Annotated in this window: 26 protein-coding genes; 14 read left to right on the top strand and 12 right to left on the bottom strand. The window is 47.6% G+C overall.

The features are described 5' to 3' along the window. Positions 1-108: 108 nt before the first annotated feature. From AC0VXX_RS12970 to AC0VXX_RS12960, 3 genes are read right to left on the bottom strand one after another with little or no spacing between them, the layout of a single operon-like run. Positions 109-2,100, bottom strand: coding sequence for a flavohemoglobin expression-modulating QEGLA motif protein (locus AC0VXX_RS12970; RefSeq protein ID WP_475514584.1), 1,992 nt, complete (start codon positions 2,098-2,100; stop codon positions 109-111). Continuing rightward, positions 2,087-3,121, bottom strand: coding sequence for a glutathione synthase (gene gshB / locus AC0VXX_RS12965; RefSeq protein WP_475514583.1), 1,035 nt, complete (start codon positions 3,119-3,121; stop codon positions 2,087-2,089). Before gshB ends, AC0VXX_RS12970 begins: the two co-directional genes overlap by 14 nt. 5 nt (positions 3,122-3,126) lie before the next feature. After that, positions 3,127-3,486, bottom strand: coding sequence for a MaoP family protein (locus AC0VXX_RS12960; RefSeq protein WP_119978353.1), 360 nt, complete (start codon positions 3,484-3,486; stop codon positions 3,127-3,129). A gap of 152 nt (positions 3,487-3,638) precedes the next feature. Between AC0VXX_RS12960 and AC0VXX_RS12955 the strand changes: the two genes are divergently transcribed. Beyond that, positions 3,639-4,523 (top strand): LysR family transcriptional regulator, encoded by an 885-nt coding sequence (locus AC0VXX_RS12955; RefSeq protein ID WP_475514582.1) that lies wholly within the window; start codon positions 3,639-3,641, stop codon positions 4,521-4,523. Positions 4,524-4,537: 14 nt separating this feature from the next. On the opposite strand, the gene AC0VXX_RS12950 is transcribed toward AC0VXX_RS12955, so the two are convergent. The 4 genes from AC0VXX_RS12950 to AC0VXX_RS12935 all read right to left on the bottom strand — a co-directional run bounded on the left by AC0VXX_RS12950 (position 4,538) and on the right by AC0VXX_RS12935 (position 7,642). Next, positions 4,538-4,645: a MetS family NSS transporter small subunit gene (locus tag AC0VXX_RS12950; RefSeq protein ID WP_475514581.1), complete on the bottom strand. Its 108-nt coding sequence runs from the start codon at positions 4,643-4,645 to the stop codon at positions 4,538-4,540. Continuing rightward, the gene (locus tag AC0VXX_RS12945) at positions 4,638-6,182 is read right to left on the bottom strand and encodes a sodium-dependent transporter (protein ID WP_475514580.1); all 1,545 of its coding nucleotides are present in this window, start codon (positions 6,180-6,182) and stop codon (positions 4,638-4,640) included. Before AC0VXX_RS12945 ends, AC0VXX_RS12950 begins: the two co-directional genes overlap by 8 nt. Before the next feature lie 121 nt (positions 6,183-6,303). After that, complete coding sequence (locus AC0VXX_RS12940; protein ID WP_475514579.1) at positions 6,304-7,275, bottom strand: ketopantoate reductase family protein; 972 nt, start codon at positions 7,273-7,275, stop codon at positions 6,304-6,306. A gap of 4 nt (positions 7,276-7,279) precedes the next feature. After that, entirely contained in the window at positions 7,280-7,642 is a 363-nt protein-coding gene (locus AC0VXX_RS12935; protein WP_475514578.1) for a VanZ family protein, read from the bottom strand. A gap of 167 nt (positions 7,643-7,809) precedes the next feature. On the opposite strand from AC0VXX_RS12935, the gene AC0VXX_RS12930 reads away from it, so the two are divergent. After that, complete coding sequence (locus tag AC0VXX_RS12930; protein WP_110457805.1) at positions 7,810-8,295, top strand: YajQ family cyclic di-GMP-binding protein; 486 nt, start codon at positions 7,810-7,812, stop codon at positions 8,293-8,295. Positions 8,296-8,492: 197 nt separating this feature from the next. On the opposite strand, the gene AC0VXX_RS12925 is transcribed toward AC0VXX_RS12930, so the two are convergent. From AC0VXX_RS12925 to AC0VXX_RS12910, 4 genes are all read right to left on the bottom strand, one after another. Next, positions 8,493-9,917, bottom strand: a complete 1,425-nt coding sequence (locus AC0VXX_RS12925; protein ID WP_475514577.1) for an AmpG family muropeptide MFS transporter — start codon at positions 9,915-9,917, stop codon at positions 8,493-8,495. Positions 9,918-10,030: 113 nt separating this feature from the next. Then, the gene (locus AC0VXX_RS12920; protein ID WP_475514576.1) at positions 10,031-10,363 is read right to left on the bottom strand and encodes a hypothetical protein; all 333 of its coding nucleotides are present in this window, start codon (positions 10,361-10,363) and stop codon (positions 10,031-10,033) included. A 257-nt stretch (positions 10,364-10,620) separates the two neighbouring features. After that, complete coding sequence (locus AC0VXX_RS12915) at positions 10,621-11,205, bottom strand: peptidylprolyl isomerase (protein WP_475514575.1); 585 nt, start codon at positions 11,203-11,205, stop codon at positions 10,621-10,623. 19 nt (positions 11,206-11,224) lie between these two features. Beyond that, on the bottom strand, positions 11,225-11,791 hold the full coding sequence (locus tag AC0VXX_RS12910; RefSeq protein ID WP_475514574.1) for a YajG family lipoprotein: 567 nt from the start codon (positions 11,789-11,791) through the stop codon (positions 11,225-11,227). 284 nt (positions 11,792-12,075) lie between these two features. Between AC0VXX_RS12910 and AC0VXX_RS12905 the strand changes: the two genes are divergently transcribed. Further along, positions 12,076-13,110, top strand: a complete 1,035-nt coding sequence (locus AC0VXX_RS12905) for a DUF2804 domain-containing protein (RefSeq protein WP_475514573.1) — start codon at positions 12,076-12,078, stop codon at positions 13,108-13,110. Positions 13,111-13,159: 49 nt separating this feature from the next. Further along, positions 13,160-14,080, top strand: a complete 921-nt coding sequence (locus AC0VXX_RS12900) for a sterol desaturase family protein (protein WP_475514572.1) — start codon at positions 13,160-13,162, stop codon at positions 14,078-14,080. On the opposite strand, the gene AC0VXX_RS12895 is transcribed toward AC0VXX_RS12900, so the two are convergent. After that, positions 14,077-15,252: a methyltransferase gene (locus tag AC0VXX_RS12895; RefSeq protein WP_475514571.1), complete on the bottom strand. Its 1,176-nt coding sequence runs from the start codon at positions 15,250-15,252 to the stop codon at positions 14,077-14,079. The genes AC0VXX_RS12900 and AC0VXX_RS12895 overlap by 4 nt on opposite strands. A gap of 221 nt (positions 15,253-15,473) precedes the next feature. Between AC0VXX_RS12895 and AC0VXX_RS12890 the strand changes: the two genes are divergently transcribed. From AC0VXX_RS12890 to nqrF, 10 genes are all read left to right on the top strand, one after another. Next, positions 15,474-16,112, top strand: coding sequence for an alpha-ketoglutarate-dependent dioxygenase AlkB family protein (locus AC0VXX_RS12890; RefSeq protein ID WP_475514570.1), 639 nt, complete (start codon positions 15,474-15,476; stop codon positions 16,110-16,112). Positions 16,113-16,288: 176 nt separating this feature from the next. Next, complete coding sequence (locus AC0VXX_RS12885) at positions 16,289-16,792, top strand: ACT domain-containing protein (protein WP_475514569.1); 504 nt, start codon at positions 16,289-16,291, stop codon at positions 16,790-16,792. 69 nt (positions 16,793-16,861) lie between these two features. Continuing rightward, positions 16,862-17,161 (top strand): BolA family protein, encoded by a 300-nt coding sequence (locus AC0VXX_RS12880; protein WP_475514568.1) that lies wholly within the window; start codon positions 16,862-16,864, stop codon positions 17,159-17,161. A 374-nt stretch (positions 17,162-17,535) separates the two neighbouring features. Continuing rightward, the gene (luxS, locus tag AC0VXX_RS12875; protein WP_475514567.1) at positions 17,536-18,045 is read left to right on the top strand and encodes an S-ribosylhomocysteine lyase; all 510 of its coding nucleotides are present in this window, start codon (positions 17,536-17,538) and stop codon (positions 18,043-18,045) included. Between the two features lie 652 nt (positions 18,046-18,697). Continuing rightward, a complete protein-coding gene (locus AC0VXX_RS12870; protein WP_475517027.1) occupies positions 18,698-20,032 on the top strand; it encodes a Na(+)-translocating NADH-quinone reductase subunit A in 1,335 nt (444 codons plus the stop codon). After that, positions 20,032-21,231 carry an NADH:ubiquinone reductase (Na(+)-transporting) subunit B gene (locus AC0VXX_RS12865; protein WP_110457794.1) on the top strand — a complete coding sequence of 400 codons (1,200 nt, stop codon included), beginning with the start codon at positions 20,032-20,034 and terminating at the stop codon, positions 21,229-21,231. Before AC0VXX_RS12870 ends, AC0VXX_RS12865 begins: the two co-directional genes overlap by 1 nt. Continuing rightward, the gene (locus AC0VXX_RS12860) at positions 21,224-22,018 is read left to right on the top strand and encodes a Na(+)-translocating NADH-quinone reductase subunit C (protein WP_475514566.1); all 795 of its coding nucleotides are present in this window, start codon (positions 21,224-21,226) and stop codon (positions 22,016-22,018) included. The genes AC0VXX_RS12865 and AC0VXX_RS12860 overlap by 8 nt, the downstream gene beginning before the upstream one ends. Then, a complete protein-coding gene (locus tag AC0VXX_RS12855; RefSeq protein ID WP_110457792.1) occupies positions 22,018-22,650 on the top strand; it encodes an NADH:ubiquinone reductase (Na(+)-transporting) subunit D in 633 nt (210 codons plus the stop codon). The genes AC0VXX_RS12860 and AC0VXX_RS12855 overlap by 1 nt, the downstream gene beginning before the upstream one ends. 5 nt (positions 22,651-22,655) lie before the next feature. Beyond that, positions 22,656-23,264: an NADH:ubiquinone reductase (Na(+)-transporting) subunit E gene (gene nqrE, locus AC0VXX_RS12850; protein WP_475514565.1), complete on the top strand. Its 609-nt coding sequence runs from the start codon at positions 22,656-22,658 to the stop codon at positions 23,262-23,264. A 47-nt stretch (positions 23,265-23,311) separates the two neighbouring features. Beyond that, positions 23,312-24,559 (top strand): NADH:ubiquinone reductase (Na(+)-transporting) subunit F, encoded by a 1,248-nt coding sequence (nqrF, locus tag AC0VXX_RS12845; RefSeq protein WP_475514564.1) that lies wholly within the window; start codon positions 23,312-23,314, stop codon positions 24,557-24,559. Positions 24,560-24,644 lie beyond the last annotated feature (85 nt).

Genomic DNA, 24,644 nt, shown 5'->3' with positions numbered 1-24,644 from the left:
CTAGACGCTTCACTCACCTGAGATTAGAACTACCACGTTGAGCAAAGAGTGACTGTGTAGCGAGCCAAGAGGATAAGAAAAACGCCATGATCAACATGGCGTTTTTTATTAGCTACGCAGGCTCTCAATCAGATAATTGAGGCTGGGGTTGTCCTCTAAGTTTGCGGTCGGAGTGACGTTAAACTTAGGGGCGATGAGCCAGTTACGCTGCACTAGCTCATCGAGTAAATCCAGATACTGCACGCTGGTTTTTCCCACCAAAAGATTGGTTAAGCTGCGGCTACTTGAGAGCTGCAACATCTGCAGAAAACCACTGAGGTAAAGATGGTCTTTGGTGAAACCGCCGCCGCGATAGACCCGCGCCGTCGTCACAAAAGCGTCACCAGGCTCCATACCCACCTCATCTACTAGGTAATTATGGGTGAGATAAAAATCTTGCTCTTTGAGCATAGATTCAACCGCCAATACGCGACAGGCGAGGGTATTGAGGCGTGAGTGTGCCATAAAGCCAGCCTTTAGTTCGGCCAAGATAGCCAAACCTTCCTGGGTATAGGTGGCGCCCGGTAATCCAAGGCGTAACACCTTTAAGGGCTGCTGTTTGGCATTTAAGGTGGTTGCCATGTGGACCCCCAGTTCATGCTGGATCAGCCGCTGCACCTCTGCATGGGAAAATGTCGCATGGCTGTTAACGGTCAGCTGTGGTGGCATTGAGCTCACCATGGCCCGCGCCACAATCGATGAGCTAAGGCTTACCTTGCACTGCATGTCCCATTGCTCAGCTTGTCGCTTCATGAGTTCGGTGGCGGTTTTGGCATCATATTGCTCACCTGCAACCTCAGCAATCTCTTTGGCATATAACAAGAACTTAGCATTGTTAATTGCATGCGAATCGGGGCGGCCATGGTAGCGTAGCGAATTATAAACAAAGCCTTCTTGGCCAACACTGGTCAGTAAGTCGACCTGTTCGCCGAGCTTGTTGACGATATCGCTGTACATCTGTTTGAGCGCAGGATCAGAGATATTGTCTATCGGTAATCGATACAACTTATATTTAAACTCGTTGGCATCGATAGGCAGCTGACGGTAGCGAAAGTTCGGCTTATAGCGGCTTGGCGCGCTAAAAAAGCGTTTGCGCTCAGCGACCAAGTTGGTCGGATTGACATACTTTAAGGTGTCGACCTTTTGCGCTAAGCGAAACAGGGCGGCATCGATGTCCAGTACTGCTGGCTCGATGGCACTGCTGAGCATGTCGGCGCTACGGGTTTTACTGCGTCGATTTAACTTGCGCTGAAAATAGGCACTGGTGGCACTGAAGGCGTTTTTAAGCCCTAACTTTAAGTCATCGAGCACGATAGGATAAACTTCGCCAGTGAGTTCATCCATAAACACTTTTTTGATCTCAGTGGGTAACACTAAGGTGCGGTCGAAGTGGGCATTGGTATGGGCAATAAGGTAGCCACGACCCTCAAAAATCGCGTTAATTTTGGCGTCAACTTCGATATTGGGTAGGGTGATCTGGTTAAGTTCACTCTGGAACTTTTTCACCACAGGTGCCCAACGCTCCATGTCGATTTGCGCGGTGCCGATATTGAATACCGGCACGGGTTTGTCGATGCGTTTGTAATTGTACGAGTGCAGGTCAAACACAATCACCATGCCAAACAAGGACTCTAGTTTGGAGATTAGTGCTTCATAGAGAAGATAAAAATCATTGTGTTTGGCTTGGCTGATCGCGCGCTGTTTGGCACTAAGCGGTTTACGCCATACCTGTTTTAACCAAGCTGATTTGTAATAGGTGCTTAAACTTTTGGGTCGATTCAGATCGTACTCAAAACGTGAGTCAGTACCCACTAACGTGATGGGTTGTGATGCAATCACCTCGTCGGTATAAGGGTCTTCCTCAAAATAGCGTTCCTCTGCGCTGAGCTGACCGAGTTTAATCAGCTCATGACGCAGAGTATGGCCCGCATGGATAGCGGTACACACTACAGGCAGGTATTCTTCAATTTTAATAAAACAACCTGACGATTCGAGTTGCCCCGAGAACGCTTCGCCACGCTTAATCAGGCCTAACATTTGCTCTAAACTATAGGTTTGCATCTTCTACCGCACGTCGATATGTACTCTTACGTTGCATCAATAAGTCTTTTGAATTGATGATGTTTTCGGCAAAATCGATCACCTGCTTTTGCAGTTTCACGCGGTTAAGCTTGTTAATACGGGTTATGCCACCTGGGCTTAACACGTTTACCTCGACCAATTTATTACCTATCACGTCTAGGCCGGTAAAGTAGAGACCATCGCGCACCAGTTTAGGGCCAATCGCGGCGCACAATTCGCGCTCTTCGCGGGTGATGGTGTGTTTGACGACGGTACCCCCGGCGTGCACGTTAGAGCGAAATTCACCGCTGGCGGGGACGCGTCTCATGGCACCAATCGGTTCGCCATTGAGCATTAAAATGCGTTTATCACCCTCTTCTGCACCTTCAATGTAATCTTGTAAGATCACATAGTTACTCTGATCATCCGTGCCAATATAAAAGTCGAGTAGCGAGCTAAAGTTTTGCCGTGCGCTTTTTTCAATGACGATAACCCCATGACCGCCAAAACCGTTTAAGGGTTTAAGGATCATCTTGTCACTGTCACTCTCTTCGAGTACACGTTGCAAGTAGTCGCGGTTTTTGGATACGTGGGTGGTAGGAATATAGCGACTCGCCGCACCACTCATGCTGGCGGTGTACAGTTTGTTGTTGGCAACCCTTAACCCTTCAAGATCGTTAATGATCAGGGTGTCACCTTTTACCGAGTCGAGAAAGTTTAACGCTAAGTTGTCCAGTGGTGGGTTAGCGCGCATAAAAATGCAGTCAAACCCAGCCATTGGCAGACGCGCCTTATGAAACTCAACTGAGCGATAAAAGCGCGGAATATTATCCGGAATTTTCATGCCCTTTTTGATGATTTGGCAAAACCCGTAGACGCTACTGTCTCGAATGGTTAAACCACTGGTGGTGGTTATGGCAACGGTGTGACCACGCTGAGCGCACTCATGAACTAGTCTTAGGGTGGTATCGGATTCAGCATCGATACGTTCCCACGGGTACATCAAAAAGCAAATGTGCATCTTAGTTAAGCAACCTCATCTTCCGGGTGTGATTCTACATAAGTGTATTGTTCAACACGCTGATTAACTGTGCTATTGAGCGTGTGAAACTTCTTTGGCTCTCGTGTGAGTTTTAGGTATTTCATCCACACATGTTCGAGCTTAGTATTGGCTTTATTGGGGTGTTTGAGCACCTTAATAAAATGTTTTTCCTCTGCAGTCTCAGGGTCTAATTGCCCGGCCTCGAAGGCTTGCATTGTGTCGCCGTATAGGCTTAACAACTCCGCTTCGGATAAGGTAAATTCTCCTGACTTGCTGAACCCTCTTGGAAAGTTTTTGTCATCAAAAAAACGCTTTTGACCAAAACGGAATGACTCTTCTGACATGGCAACCTCTAACTGTGATTTAAACGCTTTAACTACAGGGATATTCGATCGCGAAATTATGTTTTTTGGGGGCAAAAGAGAAACAAAACATTTTTGTCGTCACCATCAGGATTAGTTGTTATTCTCTCGGTCAAATCGATAGAGAGACCAAAATGGACGTCAAAGTATTTAAAACGTTTTTAGAAGTTGCGCAAACCCGCCATTTTGGCCGCGCCGCTGAGAACTTATATATTACCCAAGCTGCTGTTAGTGCTCGAATTAAGCAGCTAGAGTCTTTTTTTGATTCAGCACTTTTTATTCGAGACCGCAACAGCATTAAATTGACCTCGGCAGGCGAGCGTTTAGTCGGTTATGCCCATGTGATGGTCAATACCTTAGAGCAAGCCAAAAATGAGTTAGCCTTAACCAACAATAAAGCGCTGCAACTGACCATGGCGGGGACGCCTAACATTTGGGATGCCTATTTGCAGCACTGTTTAAGCAAGGTCACTGACGCCTTTGGTGGCTATGGTTTTATGGCACAGGCGCTTAGCCGTGAGCAGCTTAATCGCAACCTCATTGAGCGCACCTTAGATATGGCGTTTGCTTTTGACCCATTAAAATCAGACGAATTAGTCTGTAAACAGGTGGCCGATTTAGTGCTGGTACTGGTGTCGACGTCGCCATGTGTCCAAGAGCAGGCATTAGCGGATAAATATGTGTATGTGGATTGGGGCACACGTTTTGCCTCGGAGCACGCCGAGCGTCATCATTGTGCGGTGCCGCCGTATTTGCGTACCTCGACTGGGCGTATCGCGCTTGATTTTATTCTCGATAAAGCGGGCGCGGCTTATCTGCCGTTATCGATTGTTGAGCCTTTTTTGGCATCAAAGCAGCTGTATCGTGTTGCGGACGTCGAACCTTGGCATCGGCCTATTTATCTTTCTTATCGCAAAGATAGCAGCTCATTAGAGGCGATCACTAAAATCCAAGAGCTGGTAAAAGAGATTGATCCCCTGACGGCGTATTCGTTGCAACAGATAGGGCAAATGCGTTAACCCATATCAGCAACTTATCGTTTACCCTGGCGGCGTTTATAGGCAATCGCAATGCATAGCGCCGCGCCTCCCCAAGTGAGCGTTAATGCAAGACACATCATGATTAAGGCACTGTTACTCATGGTGGTTATCTCCTTTAGTCGATGATAGTGGGGGGAGCTTTTGCCACAGCCCCTGATGACGTGAGCGCTTACTGGCAAAATCGATCAAGAGCGCAAATAACAACATGGCCGCCACCAGTCCCCAGCCCAACAAAAGTTGGTCGACAATAGGGTAATCACCGTAGCCATTGATCAGGGTGTTATAGAGATTCTTAGCTAATATAGTGGCTAAAATGGCGGGGCTTATTACCTGTAAACAGATCTCTAACCAGCGCCCTACATGGAACTCAGAGCAATGATTAGCGTGGCGTCTCACCAAATTGACCTTTAACATCCAAGTGATAATCAGCAGCTCTACTAGGCAGCTCAATAACAGGGCGATGTTATTAATAAAGTAATCGACCAGATCCAGCAGTAGCAGTCCACCACTGGTGGCAAAGGCCATCGACACTAGATAACCGACAGCGCACACGATAATGGCCGCCGTTTTTCGTGGCAGATGAAACTTGTCGATGATCGCGCTGATAACCGCTTCTATGATAGAGATGTGTGAGCTTAATCCTGCGATAACTAAGGCCACAAAAAACAGCGGCCCAAGCAGTTGTGGCAGTGGCATCAAATTGATGGCCGTCGGGATGGTCACAAAGGCAAGTCCGATGCCTGAGCTGACCACTTCGGTCAAGGGCTTCATCTGCTGCTCAGCCATGTAACCGAGCACCCCGAAAATCAATATACCCGCCAAAATAGAGAAGCCACAATTGATCAGCACTGTCATAAAGGCATTATTGTTGATGTCGGCTTTGGTGGGCAGGTAGCTGGAGTAAGCTAGCATAATGGCAAAGCCGACGCTTAAGGTGAAAAATATCTGCCCATAAGCGGCGGACCAGACTTGAATATCCAATAAACGACTAAAATCTGGCTCAAACAAGTAGTTAAGACCCGATAGTGCGCCGGGTAACAACAGCACTCGGGTGATCAACACCAATACCATAATAAATAGCATTGGCATCATGATTTTACTCGCCCGCTCAATGCCGCCTTTAACCCCTGTGAACACCGCCATTGTCGTGATGGCCCAAGCTAAGCTCATGGCGGCGGCAATGCCCCACTGGAACTGACCTAAATTCGTTGGGGAGTTATTACCTAACTGTAGATACTGCTCAAAGAAGAAGGCGTTAGGATCATCCCCCCAACTCTGGCCGAAAGAGAAGCCCAAAAAAGAGATGGTCCAGCCGATAATGGCCACATAATAGACCGCGATGATGGCGGCAATAAACACCTGAAACCACCCTAACCACTCGAGGCGGAGCCCTAAGCTGGTGCCCAGCTGACTAAAGATACGCGGGGCGGTCTTTTTGAGTTTATGGCCTAGGCTGAATTCCATGATCATAAATGGGATGCCCGCGGTGAGCATGGCAAACAGATAGGGCACAAAGAAGGCGCCGCCGCCATTTTCGTAAGCCATATAGGGAAAGCGCCAAATATTACCTAGCCCAATGGCAGAACCCACTGCGGCTAAGATAAACCCCACCCTCGAATTCCATTGCTCTCGCTTCATCACTCACCTCGTGTCGGCTGGTCCGTTAATGCCTTAATTAACTGTAGCCGTTAATCCATGGATGAGTATGGAAAACACATTAAAACAAAGACAAGCAGTGAAGTGTGCAGCGTAAATTCGGTTAGCTCGAGCGCTGTTCAAGCGTCGTCAACTGCTGATAGATAGCCTGATTATGGGGCGTAGGGATACCATGAGCGGCTGCGCGATGGATAAGATAACCTGTTATGGCATCGATTTCGGTTGGTCGCCGATGGGCAATATCTTGATACATCGACGAGAAGTTATTGGCGGTTAAGTGAATAACGTCAAATACCCGCGCAATGAGGGGAGCTCTGGCAAGGGGCACTTGCTCAGCCTGAGCCACCAAGATCACCTCATCGAGCAGTCCTAAGATGGTGTGACGATATTCAGGGGCCGCCAATGCCCCATTGCGGCATTGATAAATAGCGGTTAAGGGATTTATAGCAATATTGACCGCCAATTTCTGCCATAGCATAGGAATAATGTCGTTACACCACTGGCTATTGGGAATGGCATTAAGTAGATAGGCTTTCGTCGTTTGCGTCAGCTCCTGGCCGCTAAACAAGCCAAGCTGAGTAAGGCCTGCACCGGTTTGACGCACCTGCCAGCGCTGCTGCTTTAACGCCCCTTGCGATGTGGTGCCAAGGCAGAGGGTTCGCCCGTTGAGATGGGGCGCAAGGTCTAGGTGTGGGCCCATGCCATTATGCAGCAATAACAGTTGGCACTCTCGATTAAGGCGCGGCAGCAGCGGTTTGAGAGTATCAATGACTTGATAGGCTTTGACGCAGACAATCAGTAGCGTGATGTGCTTTAAGTCAGCCTGCGCATCATCGCTGTTAGGGCTGATAACTTGAGCGGTGCGGGTTGATGAGACACCGTTTAGGTCGGTAAATTGCAGCAAGGTAGGCGTATTGTCGGCGCTAGCTTGTTGCCGGCCGATCAGCAGCGGCGCTTGTCCTACGCTGGCGAATTGATGAAACAGTAACTGACCGATAGCCCCAGCGCCGACAATAGCAATGTTGGGCTGGCAGTGGACAGGCTGGCTTTGCGGCGTGATTTGAGGGCTCGTCATTCGCTCAACTTTGCTGTAACGCACTGGCTTTAAGGTAACGCCGATACAACCACAAGCCGCAATAAAACAGCATGACGCCGAGCATGTCAGCGATAAAGTCGCCGAGTGAGGCGCTGCGATAAGGCAGGCGCGATTGCACCGCTTCGATAAAGCAGGCGTAAGCGGCGAGTATTGCAGCCAGACCATACCATTTAGGCTCAAAGGCCAAATGGGTGAGTAGGGCTAGGCAGAAAAAGCTGCCTAGATGGCCAATTTTATCTAGATTGGGGATCGCTTGCGAATAACTCGGGCGAGAAAAGACTAAATAACTGATCACCAGTAAGGCGATAAGTAGGGCGATTTTAAAAATGAGTTTTCTTGAGTTCACAGGTCACGATACATCAGCGAATTTTAGCAATCATAGGAAAATGTCACCCTAAAGTCATTAATAATTAAGTCTGAGTCGTTCGCGCTAGCGTTAACTTTTTTTGCCCCCACTGACTGCAAAAAGGTAAACTAGCGCCATTAGATTGAGCGGCGAGATGAGGAATAAACATGCCATCAATGGATATCGTATCGGAAGTGAATGAAGTTGAACTACGTAATGCGGTCGATAATACCCGTCGAGAGCTGAGCACTCGGTTTGATTTTCGCAACGTTGAAGCTGAAATTACCTACAAAGATCATCAGGTGACTTTGGCCTCAGAGTCAGATTTTCAATGCCAACAACTGCTCGATATGTTGCGTAACCAATTGAGTAAACGCAATGTCGATCCGGCTTCGATGGAGGTCGCCGATAAGGCGATCCACAGCGGTAAAACCTTTTCGCTTAAAGTGACCTTTAAAGAGGGCATCGAAAGCCTAGTGGCGAAAAAGCTGGTTAAACAGATTAAAGATAGCAAGCTTAAAGTGCAGGCAGCGATTCAGGGTGACTCGGTGCGAGTGACGGGTAAGAAGCGTGATGATTTACAGGCGGTAATGGCATTGGCCCGCGAATCGGATTTAGGCCAGCCATTCCAGTTTAATAACTTCCGTGACTAACATGCTGTCGCACCAGATGACATCTCATCGTGCGTAAGCGTATCAGGTCTAAGTACATCAGGTTTAAGCGCATCGACTGCGGCTTTAACTAAGCCCAACCTGCCCGCGATTATAAAAAGCCCCGCGTGAGTCATCACGTGGGGCTTTTTATGGCTGTAAGCCTAATATCGACCTTATCGAGCATGGATTACTGCAGGTTAGTGCTCTGCTTTCGCGGCCGCAGATTTTGGCTCTGTACTGGCTTGGGACGCACTTAAATCATCACTCGGATGGGGCGCGAATTTCTGCACCAACACAATTAAGCCCAATACGGGAAAACCAATAACACTGGCCGCAACAAAAAAGTTGATATAGCCGAAAGCGTCGATATAGGCTCCTGAAAATCCGGCAATAAACTTAGGGAATAACAACATAATTGATGACAGCAATGCATATTGTGTCGCGCTATAGCCGCTACTGGTCAAGCTAGAGAGGTAGGCAATAAAGGCCGCGGTGGCGATGCCCGCGCTGAAATTATCGATGGAGATCACCGCCGTTAACAGATTAACGTCATAACCTATCATCGCCTGATAGGCAAATAACAGGTTTGTGAGAGCGACCATCAAGGCGCCTAAAAATAATATCTTCATGGTGCCATAACGGGCCAGTAATACGCCACCCGCGCCCGCACCAACTAAGGTCATGATTAAGCCATAAACCTTACTGATGGCGGCGATTTCAGCCTTGGAAAACCCCATGTCGACATAGAACACATTCGCCATGATCCCCATGACGATATCTGAGATACGATAGCAGGAGATCAACAGTAAGATGAGCATGGCGCTGTAGCCATAGCGTTTGAAAAAGTCGATAAAGGGTAAAATACTGGCGGTATAAAACCATGAAAGTGCCGCAGCCACCACTCTATGATGACGCTTAGCGAGGGCAATGTTAAGCTCTGCTTCTTTAGCGTCAGCCTCTTTAGTTTCCACCAGGGGCTCTTTACTCATTAAGGTGGTGATAATGCCGACAGACATCAGCGCGGCCATCACCAGATACGCGGTTTGCCATGAAGCAAGATCATAGGCTTCGCTACTGGGGCCGACCCATGCGGCGATGGTTAAGGCGCCAGCTGTAGCCACAATCATGGCGCTGCGGTAACCCACTTGGTAGGCGGCGGCCAGCGCAGCTTGCATTTTTACTGGTGCTGAGTCGATACGAAAGGCATCAATCACAATATCTTGCGTCGCTGAAGCAAAGGCCACCATAAGCGCAAAGAGTGCCAAGCGTTCCAGATCTTGTACCGGATCACTCTGGCTCATGCCCAAAATAGCGACCACTAATATTAACTGGGCAAACAGCATCCATCCGCGTCGTCGGCCGAGTAAGCGGGTAAAGAGGGGGAGTGAAAGGCGATCAACTAAGGGCGACCAAGTCCATTTAATGCCATAGGCTAAGGCTATCCAACTAAAATAACCGATGGCGGTTCTGTCGATACCAGCTTCACGTAGCCAGAAGGAAAGAGTGGAAAATACCAGCATTAAAGGCAAGCCGGCAGAAAAGCCTAACAACAGCAGAATTAACACCCGCTTGTGACAGTAAATAGAGAGGGCGTCTTTTACATGAGAAAGGGTCACAGACATACAACAGGTTTACAGTAAGGTGAACTTAGCTTAAACGCTACGGCGGCAAATAAAAAGCGAAAATCGGTCATAAAAAAGCTCAGCCTATACGGGCTGAGCTTTTTTAGACGTTATCATGATAAAGAGCAGGGCCTGTTACCGATACAGCCACTTGGACATTGGCCGCCAAGACTCAAGAAGTCACAGCATTCGTCTATTTGCTTGCGCAAAAATTGATTGCCGCGAATACTCCAGTCAGGCCATTTGTTGAAGGCATGTATTAGGTGCCAAAACACTTTCTCCATATCACTTTGCGCATCACCCTGATGATTGAACTGCTGCCATTCTTCAAGGGTGTCCCATAAATAAAGCTGGATCTCATTGAAATCGAGTTGATTATTCAAAAACGCTTTTCCATATAGAGCCAGCTGGGGCGCTTTATTATCGATGAACTCATTAGGGGTCACCGTTCGCCTCCTTGCTGCTACACCGAAGTAAGTATAGTCAGCCATTTTTTGTTATTGCAATTTTATCCATCTCATCAGCCGTCGGCGAAATATGCTGCTGTGGCGCTAGATTAGGATAACGCGATTCTGCTTGAGTATTGTGGCGCTAGGGGATATGCGCCACTTTGATTGGTCGACTTTGTGATGAGGCTAACGCTTATTTTTGTGGCCACTATTTGCGCGGCAACGACCTTTAACGCTAACGACTTTCGGGGCAACTATTCTCGCGGTAATAGCGTTGCCTTGGTTAAGATTATTGGCGTAACAGGCACATCGGGCCATCCGAGCTTGCTATTGATAGCCGTGGGTTGCTGCGCCATGGCTTCAAGCACCGCCAAGCCCTCGGTCACTTCACCAAATACGGCATAGCCCCAGCGACGTTTAGAGGGATCTAAGCGTTTGTTATCGGCCACGTTAAAATAAAACTGCGCCGTGGCCGAGTGCGGATCATTTTCCCGTGCCATGGCGATGGTGCCTAGGCTGTTACTCAAGCCGTTACCCGCTTCATTGACTATGGGGTTATCGGTCGGCTTTTCGTTAAATCTTGGGTCGAGTCCGCCACCTTGAACCACAAAGTCGGCAATCACCCGATGAAACAGGGTGTTGTCATAATGCCCTTTTACGACATAGGTGAGGAAGTTATCGACTGTGATAGGCGCGCGTTGACGGTCGAGCTCAACCACAATGTTGCCCATGCTGGTTTGCAGCTCTACCTTAGGGTAAAGGGTGTCAGCTTGTATATCGACCGCATGGGCCATGTTGCACAGCGACAGTAAAACCCATGCCAATATCCACTGTTTCATCTATTGCTCCTCGATGGGCTTATTGCTGAATAAACTGATTGAGTTCGGGATCGTTAATGATTTTGCCGGTTAAATCGCTCAATAGATCGTTGACGGCTAGCTCTAATGTGGCGAAGTCGGCGCTCAGCGGTCCCGATACCGTATTGCGCGCGGTATACCGCTTGGTGAATGTTTGGCTGCTATTTGTGGCAATAACGTTGATGATAATGTCATTGCTGGCTTCATAGCCAAACGTGGTCTCATTGACGTCGGTTAAGAGTTTCTCTAATTGCAGCTGCATATGGTTAGTGGCAGCAGGGTCAATTTGGTAACCGGCTTGGCTAAATCCTTGACGAAAGACCGCATCGAGCTGTTGACGCGGCGCTTCCGATGGGCTCACTAAACGTGCGGCATCACCATCATGATTGAATCGGGCGACAAAGTTGGCCGAGCGAGTATCGATCATTTTAATGGCAATCGGTTTGGCTGCCATCGTGTGGGCGCTGATGGCTGGCAGCTGTGGATTCAATGCCATGTGAGTGGGGGCGTTACTGGCACACCCAAACAAAATGCCTGCGGTGGCGATAAGTAAAGTTAAGCGTCGCATAGTGGTGATTTTTATAGTCAAAAGGTGGCATCAGCATACCAGAATCGGCCGTCGATTCCACTGTTAAGCACGCCCCCTTGAGGGGGCTGATGACGTGATATGTTACGTGTTTGTTGCTTTGGGCTGTTAACTTACCTTAGAAACCGTTAGAGTAAAAAATCGATAGCAAAAAACCGTGCTCAGCGCTGCCTAATCCCTTGCCATGTTATCCCGGCGCCTTGGGGGATTTGCTCAGTAGCAGCGCTTGTTTATGGTTAAACCTGAACAGTTAATGCGAGGTTCCAGTGACAGAGTTAATCTCCCCTGCGGCGCCAGAGAGCCTGATATTACCCTCAGGAGAAGTCCAGTTTGGCCACTTTGATGGTCCCGTTGACTCTTTGGGACTGGCGAACTTTGAGTACCGCAATAACATGGATAAGCTGGCAAGTCGCTGGGCGCGGCATTTTCATTTTAAGCAGTTTCAATTTGTGTCGCTCCTCACGCCCCGATATGTGATTGGTGTGGCGTTGGCCGATATTGGTTATGTGGGCAGCGCCTTTTGTTATCTGTACGATATTGCGGCCAATACACTGGTTGAAACCACTTGGCTCAAACCGTTCGCCAAGGGGATGTCGATGTCGCCATCGCCTCGTCAGGGTAAAGCGTGCATTGGCGGTCGCCGCGGCAGTATTACTTTTAATCTGGTCGATGGCTTATGGCAATTGAGCCTAGAGACGCCACAGATAAGCGCCGAGCTTGAGCTGCATCCTTTGGCGCTGAGCTTGCCAATGGCGATGTGCACCCCAACAGGCTATAACGGCTGGACCTATACCCAAAAGCACAACGGCTTGATCCCCAAAGGGCGACTGACCATTAAGCATGAGCCGCAGCCGCTTAACAATGCACTAGCAGGTTATGACTATTCTGCAGGCTATATGCGCCGCGAGACCAGTTGGCGCTGGGCGAGCATTAATGCTCGAGTGGGTGATACCATCATAGGGCTTAACTTAGCGGCAGGGGTTAATGAAACTGGCGCCACAGAAAATGTATTGTGGATTAACGGGGCGCGGCATCTATTGGGGCCTGTGCAATTTGATTTTTTACGCAACAGTGATCATATGAGCGATGACTGTTGGCGAATAACGTCACTTGATGGACGGGTGGATCTGCGTTTTAAGGCGCGTAATGGTCGTCAGGAAAAACTCAATTTATGGCTATTACAGAGTAATTTTCGCCAGTACATAGGTCACTTTGAAGGCGAGGTTATCGATGGTGAAGGCCAGCGGCATCATTTGCAGCAGGTGCTTGGTTTAACTGAAGATCATTTTGCGCGCTGGTAAGAGCCGATGTGCAGGTTGATTTTATTAACGATTGAGCGGGATAGAAAAGATGGATTTTGATTGGTTGATATCACACCCTGAAGTGTTGCTCTTGGCCTTAGCGCCGATTTTCTTTATCTGTCTCTTACTCGAGTGGCAGTTTGGCGCTCGGTTGGGCCGCTTGCCGGCGAATGCGGCTTACCATTGGCCCGAAGTGTTATGTAACTTTACCTTAGCGGCGCTGCATCAAGCCAGCGACATCCTTACTGGTTTGCTGGTGGCTCACGTCTATCTGTGGGTATTTGGTTGGCGCCTGTTTGATATTGAGATGGGCGTCGTCAGCTTTATTGCCCTTATCATCGCCCAAGACTTTTGCTATTACTGGTTTCACCGCGCCAGCCACAGAGTACGCTGGATGTGGGCGGCCCATGTGGCGCACCACAGCTCAGAGCATATGAATTTTAGTACGGCGTTTAGGCAGAGTTTAATGTACCCATTGGCAGGCATGTGGTTGTTTTGGCTACCGCTGGTTATTATGGGTTTCGATCCCAACTGGGTGGTTTTTGTGGTGCTATTGAACTTAGGTTTACAGTTTTTTGTTCACACTCAAGCGATTAAATCCCTTGGGCCGCTAGAGTGGATCTTTAATACCCCATCGCATCATCGAGTGCACCATGGTCGCAATGCGCAGTATATTGACAAAAACTATGCCGGCGTGTTGATCATTTGGGACCGACTGTTTGGCACTTATGTTAAAGAGGAGGAGACGGTGGAGTATGGCATCACTAAGCCAATTAATAGCGTTAATCCTTTGGTGGTCACCTTTGCTGAGTGGCGCGATATGTTGGCTGAGGCCTTCGCTAAAGGGCTTAGGCTGAGGCAGCGTTTAAGGGTGTTATTTGCGCCGCCAAGCACTGTGGCGCAAACCACAGCGATGCCCATGGCTGCGAGTACAGAGCCTGATGCGGCGCAGGCAAATAAGGCGCGTTAATCGGTTGATTTAGATTTATTAACCTGTTTTTTGGCTTGTAAAATCACAAATTTGCCGTTGGATGCCACTGTGGCGCAGTTTTTAAAGATGCGCTGCAGTTTAACGTGGTAGGCCAAATGACGATTACCCACCACATGCAAGATCCCACCATCGGCGAGTCGCCTAAAGGCATCTAAAAACATCTGCCAAGCAATATGATCAGTGATGGCTTCGCCTTGGTGGAACGGCGGATTACATAAGACTAAATCGGGCTGAACCTCATCGCCCAAATGGGTTAAGCAGTCATCCCAATGGAAGCAGGCTTGCTCGCCCTCAAGGTCTGGATTATCCAGTTGATTGAGCTGCCAGTTATTGCGGGCTGAGGCGATGGCCATCTCTGAGTCATCGACAAAATGCAGCCGGGCATTAGGAAACAACTGTTTGGCTCTGAGTCCCAATATCCCGTTACCACAGCCTAAATCGACAATGGACTTAAAATCGCCTTGGGGCATATTGTCTAACATGATCCGTGCGCCAATATCGAGTTTGTTGGCGGCAAAGACATTGCTTAAATTGCTGATCATTAATTGATATTTAGGCACATTCCAGCGGATCTCCGATGGCAGCGGGCGGGCGATGCCGTCTGATATACAGGTGATAACGCGGGTCTTTTTCCAGGTGAGGCTGGCCGTCGCTGGGCCTAAATGCTGCTTGAGTAGTTGCAGCAGCGCCTTATTTATCGATTTGGCTTTGGCGCCAATATAGACTGTGGTGCCCTTGGCGAGCACCTGAGATAACCTGTCGAGTTGATGGGCCAAATAGTTAAGGTTTTTGGGTAATTTCATCAACACCAATTCAGGGCGCTGCGGTAATACATCGCGGCTATTACACCATTGAATATTATCGTCAGGCAGTTGGTTACGGCCAAGATTTTGTAAGGTGCCTAGCTGGCTGGTTTTCGCATCGGTTTCTACAAGCAATGGCCAAGCGCTATTTTGGTGAGTCAGGGCGCAGGCTAAGGCGCCAAAATTATCATTAATAATGGCAGTGCGACATGCAGTTTGCTGTTGCTCAGTTAAGTGTTTAATCAAGTGCTCATCGGCGGCGTCCCAGGCCTGCAGGTTAGATTCCTGCTTGGCGGGATAACGATAAAGTTCAAGTTCGATATCGGCGACGGAGAATTGAGTTGTCATGACTGCACTGCTACGTTGAATTTGGGGGCGCGATTATCGCAGATTTCCCCCATCAGGTATAGTTAAGCGAGTGAGCCCTAATACCTAAAATTTAAAGGTTAAGGCATAAGACGCCTCGCTTACTGTTGTTAAGGCGTTGGTCAATTTGAGTACTAACCAAGTGTGGAGCTTGCCCCATGTTAATATCCGTTTTCTACTGGCGATAATGAGAGTTAACGATAATGATTAAAGAAGCCAGAGTGTATCAACCGAGTCTGGATTTAGAGGAGCAAGCCCAAGGGGCCAATATCAGTGCGCCTTTTACCTTAGTTGAAGGGTATCTTTCAATGGCGCAGCAACAGGCATTGTGGCAAGAGTCGATGGATTACCCTTTTAACCGTCCCCATATCTACGTTTTTGGTAAACAGCATGCGATTCCGCGCAGTCAGGTATGGTTTGGTGACAAAGGGTGTGATTATCGTTATTCGGGATTATTTATCGAGGCATTGCCTTGGCCTAAATATGCTCAGCGTTTGCAGGCAAAGCTCGCTCGAGAGTGGCGGCTAACCAGTAACGGCGTGCTGGTTAATCGTTATCAAGATGGACAAGAGTCTATGGGGTGGCACAGCGATGATGAGCCTGAAATAGCGCCTCAAAGCGATATTGCTTCGGTCACCTTGGGGGCGAGTCGAGATTTTTTACTGCGCCATAAACAGACAAAGCAGAAGATAAGTTTAAGCTTGCACAGTGGCGATCTGCTGATCATGCACTGGCCGATGCAAGCGTATTGGCAGCACTGTCTGCCTAAACGGCTTGGGGTTAAACAAACGCGGGTTAATTACACTTTTAGGCAATTAACGCCTCATTTTCACCAATGCTAAACGCCGATAGTTTGGCGCTGGTTATGACAGGCGCGGCCTATTGCGCAGAGACCACACTCGTTTATATGACAATAGTGGGCAGAGCTTATCACTGACTTTTGTTAGCCAGCTCTCACTTCGACATAAGTGAATGTTTTATGCTCAGTAAGCTATGGGAGCATTTATTGGAGCCAGCGATGCAAAAAATGATGATTACAACCGTTGTGGGCAGTGTTACCCCTGGGGTGATAAAAGCCTTAGCCGATACCACACGCGCTGTAGGCGGCGAATGGGTCACCAGTAAGGTGATTAAGCTCGATAGCCAGTTTGCTGCCCTGTTGAAAGTGGCAATCGCAGTAGATGCAATCGCTGAACTACAACAAGCGTTTGCACAAAAATTTCCACAGTTACTGTTTAACTATAGCGATCAAGCGTTGTCACCACCTCAGCATACGCGCATATTAAAATGCAATGTCGATTGTCGCGATCGCCCAGGATTGACCCGTGAAATTGTCGACCTCCTGTCCAATCTAAACCTAGAGATTGAGCATATGGAGTTTAATCGAGTCCATGTTTCGACAATTGGCCAAACGGTATTTTCATCTCAGCTAGCTATCATCGTGCCAGATGAGGTGAGTGATGCCAGTGTGGTTGAGTTATTGGAAGGTGTGTCAAAGGATGCCCGGGTGAGTTTGGGTTGATGGTTGACCTTTTGGCGTCAGCGCAGTAATCTGCCGCCATCATTTTTGTACTCAATTGAGACAATGGCTATGTCCGTCAAACAGATTATTATTGAAAAGCTTACCGCTGCATTATCTCCTGTTTATCTGGAAGTGATTAATGAAAGCGACAATCATCATGTGCCGCCCAATTCAGAAACTCACTTTAAGGTGATTATTGCCAGTGAGGCATTTGAAGGGCAGCGCTTGATAGGGCGTCACCGCAGTGTCAACCAAGCCTTAGCGGATGAATTTGCCAATGGCTTGCACGCCTTGTCTATGCATACTTTTACACCGAGCGAGTGGCAGGCCGAAGCAGAAATACCTAATTCTCCTAAATGCCGCGGTTAATAACCGAGCCCACATCGCATGACTCATTCATTAAAGCGCTTATCACTAAGCGCTTTTTTATTGGTAAATCACTTAAGCTTTATTACTCATCAATCTTCGCCGTATCTTGGTTGGTATAGAACGCAGGATCAATTTATCGCCGCACCGTATTTGTTTCTGGTGGAGAAGGTGCGCCATGGCGTTGGGTTAGCATGAGTGAGCTCGCCAAGTGGGGCAATCTTAGTTGCAGATACTTTACATCCGATTAACAGTGACGCATATTAAGTCCAGCGTAATACTGCGTGGGTGATGATTCCCCGCCACTTTAGTTGAGTTTTAGTTGCTGTATCAACCATTGGCAATAATGGTTGAGTCGCAAAAAGGAGATAAAAGCAATGCCGTTATTAGATAGTTTTACCGTCGATCATACTCGCATGCACGCCCCAGCGGTTCGAGTGGCTAAAACCATGAAAACCCCCAGTGGCGATGCGATCACGGTATTTGATTTACGCTTTTGTGTTCCGAATCAAGAGATCTTAAGTGAGCGCGGTATTCACACCCTAGAGCATCTGTTCGCGGGCTTTATGCGGGATCATCTCAATAGCGATAATGTTGAAATTATTGATATTTCGCCTATGGGATGCCGCACTGGTTTTTATATGAGTGTTATTGGTACGCCATCAGAATCTGTTGTGGCAGATTGCTGGTTAGCGGCGATGGAAGATGTACTTAAAGTTAAGCAACAGTCAGAGATCCCTGAGCTCAATGAATATCAATGTGGCACCTATGAGATGCATTCGCTAGATCAGGCCAAAGAGATCGCCCGCAATATTATTGCAGCAGGGGTTAATGTTAATAAAAATGATGACCTCAAACTCAGTGATGAGATCCTCAAGGGGCTCTAATTCACTCAAAGGGCTCCAATTCTACGTGGGGCCAATTAAACCGTGAACTTTAATAATAAAAGCAGCTCAGGCTGCTTTTATTTTGTATCTGTATTGGTGTGTTAATTGGATGTCATTGTTGCCATGCCAATGTCATGGTGGCTTGTCATAAAAGGCGTCTCGCTTTAATTAGCGTATGGTGAAGTTATCTCCACTTTTTACCTTAGTTAAGCTAATCACCGCTATTAAACTGCTGCTTTTTCAAGCTGAAGGTTGGCGAGTATCGCTAGACCTTAGTCTAATTTTTATGCAAACGATAACTTGGTGTTACTTAATTATTGAGCCAGAGTTTTACCTACTTTTTGATTCGCTCAAATGCTATAACCCTGCTAGGACAAGGGGCTAAATTAATTCGGCTTAATCTAATGATTAAAAAAACATAGAATTGTGATCAACTGCCCACAATAAAAATCCCGCTTTCCTTTTAAAACACCTGTATTTGCCATGGCGATAACTATTTATTTACGGTAAAATGCGCCCGACCAGCGTGATTGCGATCGCATTTCTGTAATAAATCTGCGCTAGCTCAATGAGATAGGATTTGCTTGAAGCTTCTCTCATTTAGCAGGAACGCGACGCATTATCTTTCCTTCATAACGTAGTGCTTGTGGATATGATTACAATAAAGAAAGGATTGGACCTACCTATAACAGGTGAACCAGAGCAAGTTATCCATAATGGCCCAGCCATTAAACATGTAGCTACTTTGGGTGAAGAGTATATTGGCTTACGTCCCACCATGAAGATTAAAGTGGGCGATAAAGTGCAAAAAGGTCAGGTGATTTTTGAAGACAAAAAGAATCCTGGCGTTAAATATACTGCTTTAGCCAGTGGCACAATTTCAGACATTAACCGGGGCGCTCAGCGTGTTCTACAGTCGGTCGTCATTGAAGTGGAAGGGGACGATAGCGTTGCCTTTGCTAAATATGATGCATCTGCTTTAGACTCTCTTGACCAGCAACTGGTGCGTGACAACTTGATTGAATCAGGTTTGTGGACCGCACTTCGCACTCGTCCCTTTAGCAAAGCGCCCGCCGTAGACTCTTCTGCCGCTGGTATCTTTGTCACCGCTATCGATACTCAACCTCTTGCTGCCGATCCTGTCGTTATCATTAACGAGCACAAGGAAGATTTTGCTAATGGCTTAAAAGTCTTAGCCAGATTGACCGAAGGAAAAGTATATCTGTGTAAAGCGCCTGGTGCTGATATTCCAGCTGCCAATGCACAGGTTGAAGAGTTTGCCGGTCCGCATCCTGCGGGTCTTGTCGGTACACATATACATTTTGTCTTACCAGCATCTGCAAAACGTACTGTTTGGCATATCGGCTACCAAGATGTGATCGCTATCGGTCAACTGTTCACAACGGGTGAGTTAAATACCCAGCGTGTGGTTGCTGTTGCCGGTCCTAAGGCGCTTAAGCCTAGATTGGTTCGCACCTTAGCGGGTGCATCGACGGTTGAGCTGACCGCAGGTGAAATGGCAGACGGCGATGTTCGTGTGATTGCAGGTTCCATTTTAAATGGTAAAACCGCTGCAGGCGCACATGCTTATATTGGTCGCTTCCATAATCAAGTATCACTACTTGAAGAAGGCAGACAGCAAGACTTTATCGGTTGGGCTATGCCTGGTGCTGATAAGTTCTCAATTACGCGTGCGTTTTTAGGTCATTTGTCACCTTCACGTCTGTTTAATATGACGACCAGCACAGGTGGTTCTGACCGTGCTATGGTGCCAATTGGTAACTATGAGCGTGTGATGCCTCTGGATATTCTTCCTACCATGCTATTACGTGACCTAGTGTCAAGTGATATCGATGGCGCCGCTGCATTAGGTGCGCTGGAGTTAGATGAAGAAGATTTGGCACTATGTACATTCGTATGTCCCGGTAAATATGACTATGCGTCATATCTGCGTGACTGTTTAGATACGATTGTGAGGGAAGGCTAATGGGCTTGAAACAGTTTTTCAAAAGTATTGAACCGCAGTTTGAAAAAGGCGGTAAATACGAAAAGTGGTACGCGCTGTTTGAAGCCGCGTACACAGTATTTTATACCCCAGGTCACGTAAACAAGGGTCGTACCCATGTGCGTGATAACCTCGACCTAAAGCGTATGATGATTACGGTTTGGGCTTGTGCATTTCCCGCCATGTTTGTGGGTATGTACAACGTGGGCCTGCAAGCGCAAGACGCCTTAGCCGCTGGCTTTGCGACGCCTGACGTTTGGCAAACCGCCTTGTTTGGGTTGTTTGGTACCGAGCTAACTGCCGACTCTGGTGTGGCCGCATTAATGTGGTACGGCGCCTGTTTCTTCCTGCCTATTTACGCGGTGACTTTTGCCGTGGGTGGTATATGGGAAGTGTTGTTTGCGACAGTTCGCGGCCATGAAGTTAACGAAGGTTTCTTTGTTACCTCAATCCTGTTCGCGCTCACCCTGCCAGCCACTATCCCACTGTGGATGGTTGCTTTAGGTATTACCTTTGGTGTGGTTGTGGCGAAAGAGATTTTCGGTGGTACTGGGCGTAACTTCTTAAACCCAGCCCTTGCCGGTCGTGCTTTCCTATTCTTTGCTTACCCGCTCAACATGTCAGGCGATACCACTTGGGTCGTTGCTGACGGTTACTCAGGTGCTACTGCACTGAGCCAAGCAGCGCAAGGTACCCTTGAGTATGGACTCACCCAAGACTGGTGGAACGCCTTCTTTGGTTTCATTCCAGGTTCAGTGGGCGAAGTGTCAACTCTCGCTATCTTGATTGGTGGCGCGGTTATCATTTATACCCGTATCGCTTCATGGCGCATTGTGGGCGGTGTACTTGCCGGTATGATCGCGGTATCGCTACTGCTTAACGCGATTGGCAGCGACACTAACCCTATGTTTGCTATGCCTTGGTACTGGCACTTGGTGTTAGGTGGCTTTGCGTTCGGTATGATGTTTATGGCGACAGACCCGGTTTCTGCGTCATTCACTAATAATGCCAAATGGGCTTACGGTATCCTTATCGGTGCTATGGCGGTGTTCATTCGTGTTATCAACCCTGCTTTCCCAGAAGGCATGATGTTGGCCATCTTGTTCGCGAACCTGTTTGCTCCATTATTTGACCATTTCGTGGTTCAGTCGAATATCAAGCGGAGGATTGCACGTGGCTAGTAATAAAGATTCGTTCGGTAGAACACTGTTTGTTGTTGTTGGATTATGTTTCATCTGCTCGGTATTTGTATCTACCGCTGCGGTACTGCTAAAACCGACGCAACAAGAAAACAAGCTGCTTGATAAGCAAAAGTACATTCTTGAAGCTGCTGGCCTGGTAAACACTAAGTCGGGTAACGTTGAGAAAGATCAAATCTTAGCCACTTACAATAAGTATGTTGAAGCTAAGCTGGTTGACCTTAAGTCGGGTGAGTGGGTTGAAGGCGATGCCAACACCTTTGACGCCGATAAAGCAGCGCGTAACCCTGAGACCTCATTTAAACCTAAAAATGATATTGCATCGGTTAAAAATGTGGCTAACACCGGCGTAGTTTACTTGGTTAACAACGACCAAGGTGAGCTGCAAACCGTGATCATTCCGATTAAAGGTTATGGTTTGTGGTCAACGATGTACGCTTTCTTGGCGGTCGAGTCTGATCTCAATACCGTACGCAGTTTAGTCTATTACGACTTTACTGGATCAGGTGAAACCCCTGGCCTGGGTGGCGAAGTGCAAAACCCGCAGTGGATTGCTAAGTGGGAAGGTAAAAAACTTTATGACGAGCAGGGCGACCTGGCGATTAAAGTGACCAAAAACCCAGCTATTGCAAACTCGGTACACGGTGTTGACGCGCTATCGGGTGCGACCCTAACCAGTAATGGTGTGCAGTACTCACTCGAATTTTGGTTGGGTGAAGAAGGTTATGCTCGCTTTATTGAAAAGGCGCGCAACGGAGGGCTGAGCTAATGGCTAACGCTAAAGAACTTAAACAGGTTCTGACTGGACCTATTATTAGTAACAACCCGATTGCATTGCAAATCTTGGGTGTGTGTAGTGCTTTGGCTGTGACCAGTAAGATGGAAACAGCATTAGTGATGACTATCGCTCTGACTGCAGTAACGGCCTTGTCTAACTTGTTCATCTCTATGATCCGTAACCACATTCCAAGCAGTGTGCGTATTATCGTGCAGATGACGATTATTGCGTCCTTGGTTATTGTGGTTGACCAAGTGCTGCAAGCTTATGCCTATGACGTTGCTAAGCAGTTGTCGGTATTCGTAGGTTTGATTATTACCAACTGTATCGTAATGGGCCGCGCTGAAGCCTATGCGATGAAGACACCGCCAATGATGAGTTTCATGGATGGTATCGGTAATGGTTTAGGCTATGGTGCCATCCTGTTATCAGTCGGCTTCATTCGTGAGCTGTTTGGTAACGGTTCTCTATTTGGCGTTGAGATCTTAAGTAAGATTTCTGACGGTGGTTGGTATCAGCCAAACGGCTTGTTGTTGCTACCGCCGAGTGCGTTCTTCCTGATTGCTGCACTGATCTGGATTATCCGTACTATGAAGCCTGATCAAGTAGAAGCAAAAGGGTAAGCGCTATGGAACATTATATTAGTCTTTTAGTCCGTTCTGTTTTCATTGAAAACATGGCGTTATCCTTCTTCCTTGGTATGTGTACTTTCTTGGCGGTATCGAAGAAAGTCACCACCGCCATGGGCTTAGGTGTTGCCGTTATTGTGGTACTGGCGATTTCTGTACCCGTTAACCAAATTATCTATCAAGGGATCTTAGCCCCTGGTGCACTTGCTTGGGCAGGCGTTCCTGATGCTGACTTGAGCTTCTTGAAGTTCATCACCTTTATCGGTGTGATCGCCGCCTTAGTGCAAATCCTCGAGATGGCACTGGATAAGTACTTTCCACCACTATACAACGCGCTAGGCATCTTCTTACCGTTAATCACGGTAAACTGTGCGATTTTTGGTGCGGTGTCTTTCATGGTTGAGCGTGACTACAACTTGACCGAAAGTTTAGTGTTTGGTGTCGGTTCTGGTATCGGTTGGGCATTGGCACTTGTGTTGCTGGCCGGTATTCGCGAGAAGTTAAAGTATGCTGATGTACCTGATGGTCTACGTGGTTTAGGTATTACCTTTGCTACCGCGGGTTTAATGGCGTTAGGTTTTATGTCGTTCTCAGGTGTGTCTCTGTAAAGAGACACCTTAACGGCTTCAGATTTTGAACCTTAAAGGATAAGTTCATGGGTATTATTGAATCTACTCCAATCGACGTCTATCTCGGTGTGAGTATGTTTACTGCCATTGTACTAGTGTTGGTATTGGTTATTTTATTTGCCAAATCAAAATTAGTCCCAAGTGGTGATATCACAATTGGCATCAATGATGATGCTGGCAAAGCAATTAAAACCAGTGCTGGTGGCAAACTACTTGGCGCACTCGCTGAAAACGGTATCTTCGTTTCATCGGCTTGTGGTGGCGGTGGCTCTTGTGGTCAGTGTAAAGTGATTGTTAAGTCGGGTGGTGGCGATATTCTGCCAACAGAGCGCGACCATATCTCTAAAGGCGATGCCCGTAACGGCTGCCGTTTATCGTGTCAGGTAAACGTGAAAGCCGATATGGAGATCGAACTAGAAGAAGAGATCTTCGGTATTAAGAAGTGGGATTGTGAAGTTATCTCTAACGATAACAAAGCGACCTTCATTAAAGAGCTTAAGCTGCAAATTCCTGATGGCGAATCAGTGCCTTTCCGCGCTGGTGGTTATATTCAGATTGAAGCGCCTGCTCACCATGTAAAATATGCTGATTTTGATGTACCAGCAGAATATCGTGGTGATTGGGAACATTTTGGCTTCTTTAATCTTGAATCAAAAGTGGACGAAGAAACCATTCGTGCGTACTCCATGGCGAACTATCCTGAAGAGGAAGGTATCATCATGTTGAACGTGCGTATTGCTACGCCGCCTCCACGTAACTTGAGCTTGCCTTGCGGTAAGATGTCGTCGTACATCTGGAGCCTGAAAGCGGGCGATAAGGTAACTATTTCTGGTCCATTTGGTGAGTTCTTCGCTAAAGATACCGATGCAGAGATGGTCTTTATCGGTGGTGGTGCAGGTATGGCCCCAATGCGTTCACACATCTTTGACCAGCTCAAGCGTCTTAAGTCTAAGCGTAAGATCAGCTTCTGGTACGGTGCACGTTCTAAGCGTGAAATGTTCTATGTTGAAGATTTTGACGGCCTAGCAGCAGAGAACCCTAACTTTGTGTGGCATGTTGCCTTGTCAGATCCACAGCCAGAAGATAACTGGGATGGTTACACAGGTTTTATTCATAACGTCTTGTATGAAAACTACCTACGCGACCATGAAGCGCCTGAGGATTGTGAGTACTACATGTGTGGTCCTCCAATGATGAACGCGGCCGTTATCGGTATGCTAAAAGATTTGGGCGTTGAAGATGAAAACATCTTATTGGATGACTTCGGCGGTTAATCGCAGGTTCTTGTGATAATATCGAATCAGCATTATGTGATTTCACCCAGGGCGCTTAGGCGTGCTGTGGTGAAATCCATTGTTG

Source organism: Shewanella sp. QJM3NY_23, from assembly GCF_056173105.1.
This window is presented reverse-complemented; position numbering and strand designations above follow the sequence as displayed.

Bases quoted from the DNA above. Each gene is read 5' to 3' on its own strand.
- AC0VXX_RS12970 (WP_475514584.1), bottom strand. From the start codon at position 2,100: ATGCAAACCTATAGTTTAGAGCAAATGTTAGGCCTGATTAAGCGTGGC.
- gshB (WP_475514583.1), bottom strand. From the start codon at position 3,121: ATGCACATTTGCTTTTTGATGTACCCGTGGGAACGTATCGATGCTGAA.
- AC0VXX_RS12960 (WP_119978353.1), bottom strand. From the start codon at position 3,486: ATGTCAGAAGAGTCATTCCGTTTTGGTCAAAAGCGTTTTTTTGATGAC.
- AC0VXX_RS12955 (WP_475514582.1), top strand. From the start codon at position 3,639: ATGGACGTCAAAGTATTTAAAACGTTTTTAGAAGTTGCGCAAACCCGC.
- AC0VXX_RS12950 (WP_475514581.1), bottom strand. From the start codon at position 4,645: ATGAGTAACAGTGCCTTAATCATGATGTGTCTTGCATTAACGCTCACT.
- AC0VXX_RS12945 (WP_475514580.1), bottom strand. From the start codon at position 6,182: ATGAAGCGAGAGCAATGGAATTCGAGGGTGGGGTTTATCTTAGCCGCA.
- AC0VXX_RS12940 (WP_475514579.1), bottom strand. From the start codon at position 7,275: ATGACGAGCCCTCAAATCACGCCGCAAAGCCAGCCTGTCCACTGCCAG.
- AC0VXX_RS12930 (WP_110457805.1), top strand. From the start codon at position 7,810: ATGCCATCAATGGATATCGTATCGGAAGTGAATGAAGTTGAACTACGT.
- AC0VXX_RS12925 (WP_475514577.1), bottom strand. From the start codon at position 9,917: ATGTCTGTGACCCTTTCTCATGTAAAAGACGCCCTCTCTATTTACTGT.
- AC0VXX_RS12915 (WP_475514575.1), bottom strand. From the start codon at position 11,205: ATGAAACAGTGGATATTGGCATGGGTTTTACTGTCGCTGTGCAACATG.
- AC0VXX_RS12910 (WP_475514574.1), bottom strand. From the start codon at position 11,791: ATGCGACGCTTAACTTTACTTATCGCCACCGCAGGCATTTTGTTTGGG.
- AC0VXX_RS12900 (WP_475514572.1), top strand. From the start codon at position 13,160: ATGGATTTTGATTGGTTGATATCACACCCTGAAGTGTTGCTCTTGGCC.
- AC0VXX_RS12895 (WP_475514571.1), bottom strand. From the start codon at position 15,252: ATGACAACTCAATTCTCCGTCGCCGATATCGAACTTGAACTTTATCGT.
- AC0VXX_RS12890 (WP_475514570.1), top strand. From the start codon at position 15,474: ATGATTAAAGAAGCCAGAGTGTATCAACCGAGTCTGGATTTAGAGGAG.
- AC0VXX_RS12885 (WP_475514569.1), top strand. From the start codon at position 16,289: ATGCAAAAAATGATGATTACAACCGTTGTGGGCAGTGTTACCCCTGGG.
- AC0VXX_RS12880 (WP_475514568.1), top strand. From the start codon at position 16,862: ATGTCCGTCAAACAGATTATTATTGAAAAGCTTACCGCTGCATTATCT.
- luxS (WP_475514567.1), top strand. From the start codon at position 17,536: ATGCCGTTATTAGATAGTTTTACCGTCGATCATACTCGCATGCACGCC.
- AC0VXX_RS12870 (WP_475517027.1), top strand. From the start codon at position 18,698: ATGATTACAATAAAGAAAGGATTGGACCTACCTATAACAGGTGAACCA.
- AC0VXX_RS12865 (WP_110457794.1), top strand. From the start codon at position 20,032: ATGGGCTTGAAACAGTTTTTCAAAAGTATTGAACCGCAGTTTGAAAAA.
- AC0VXX_RS12855 (WP_110457792.1), top strand. From the start codon at position 22,018: ATGGCTAACGCTAAAGAACTTAAACAGGTTCTGACTGGACCTATTATT.
- nqrE (WP_475514565.1), top strand. From the start codon at position 22,656: ATGGAACATTATATTAGTCTTTTAGTCCGTTCTGTTTTCATTGAAAAC.
- nqrF (WP_475514564.1), top strand. From the start codon at position 23,312: ATGGGTATTATTGAATCTACTCCAATCGACGTCTATCTCGGTGTGAGT.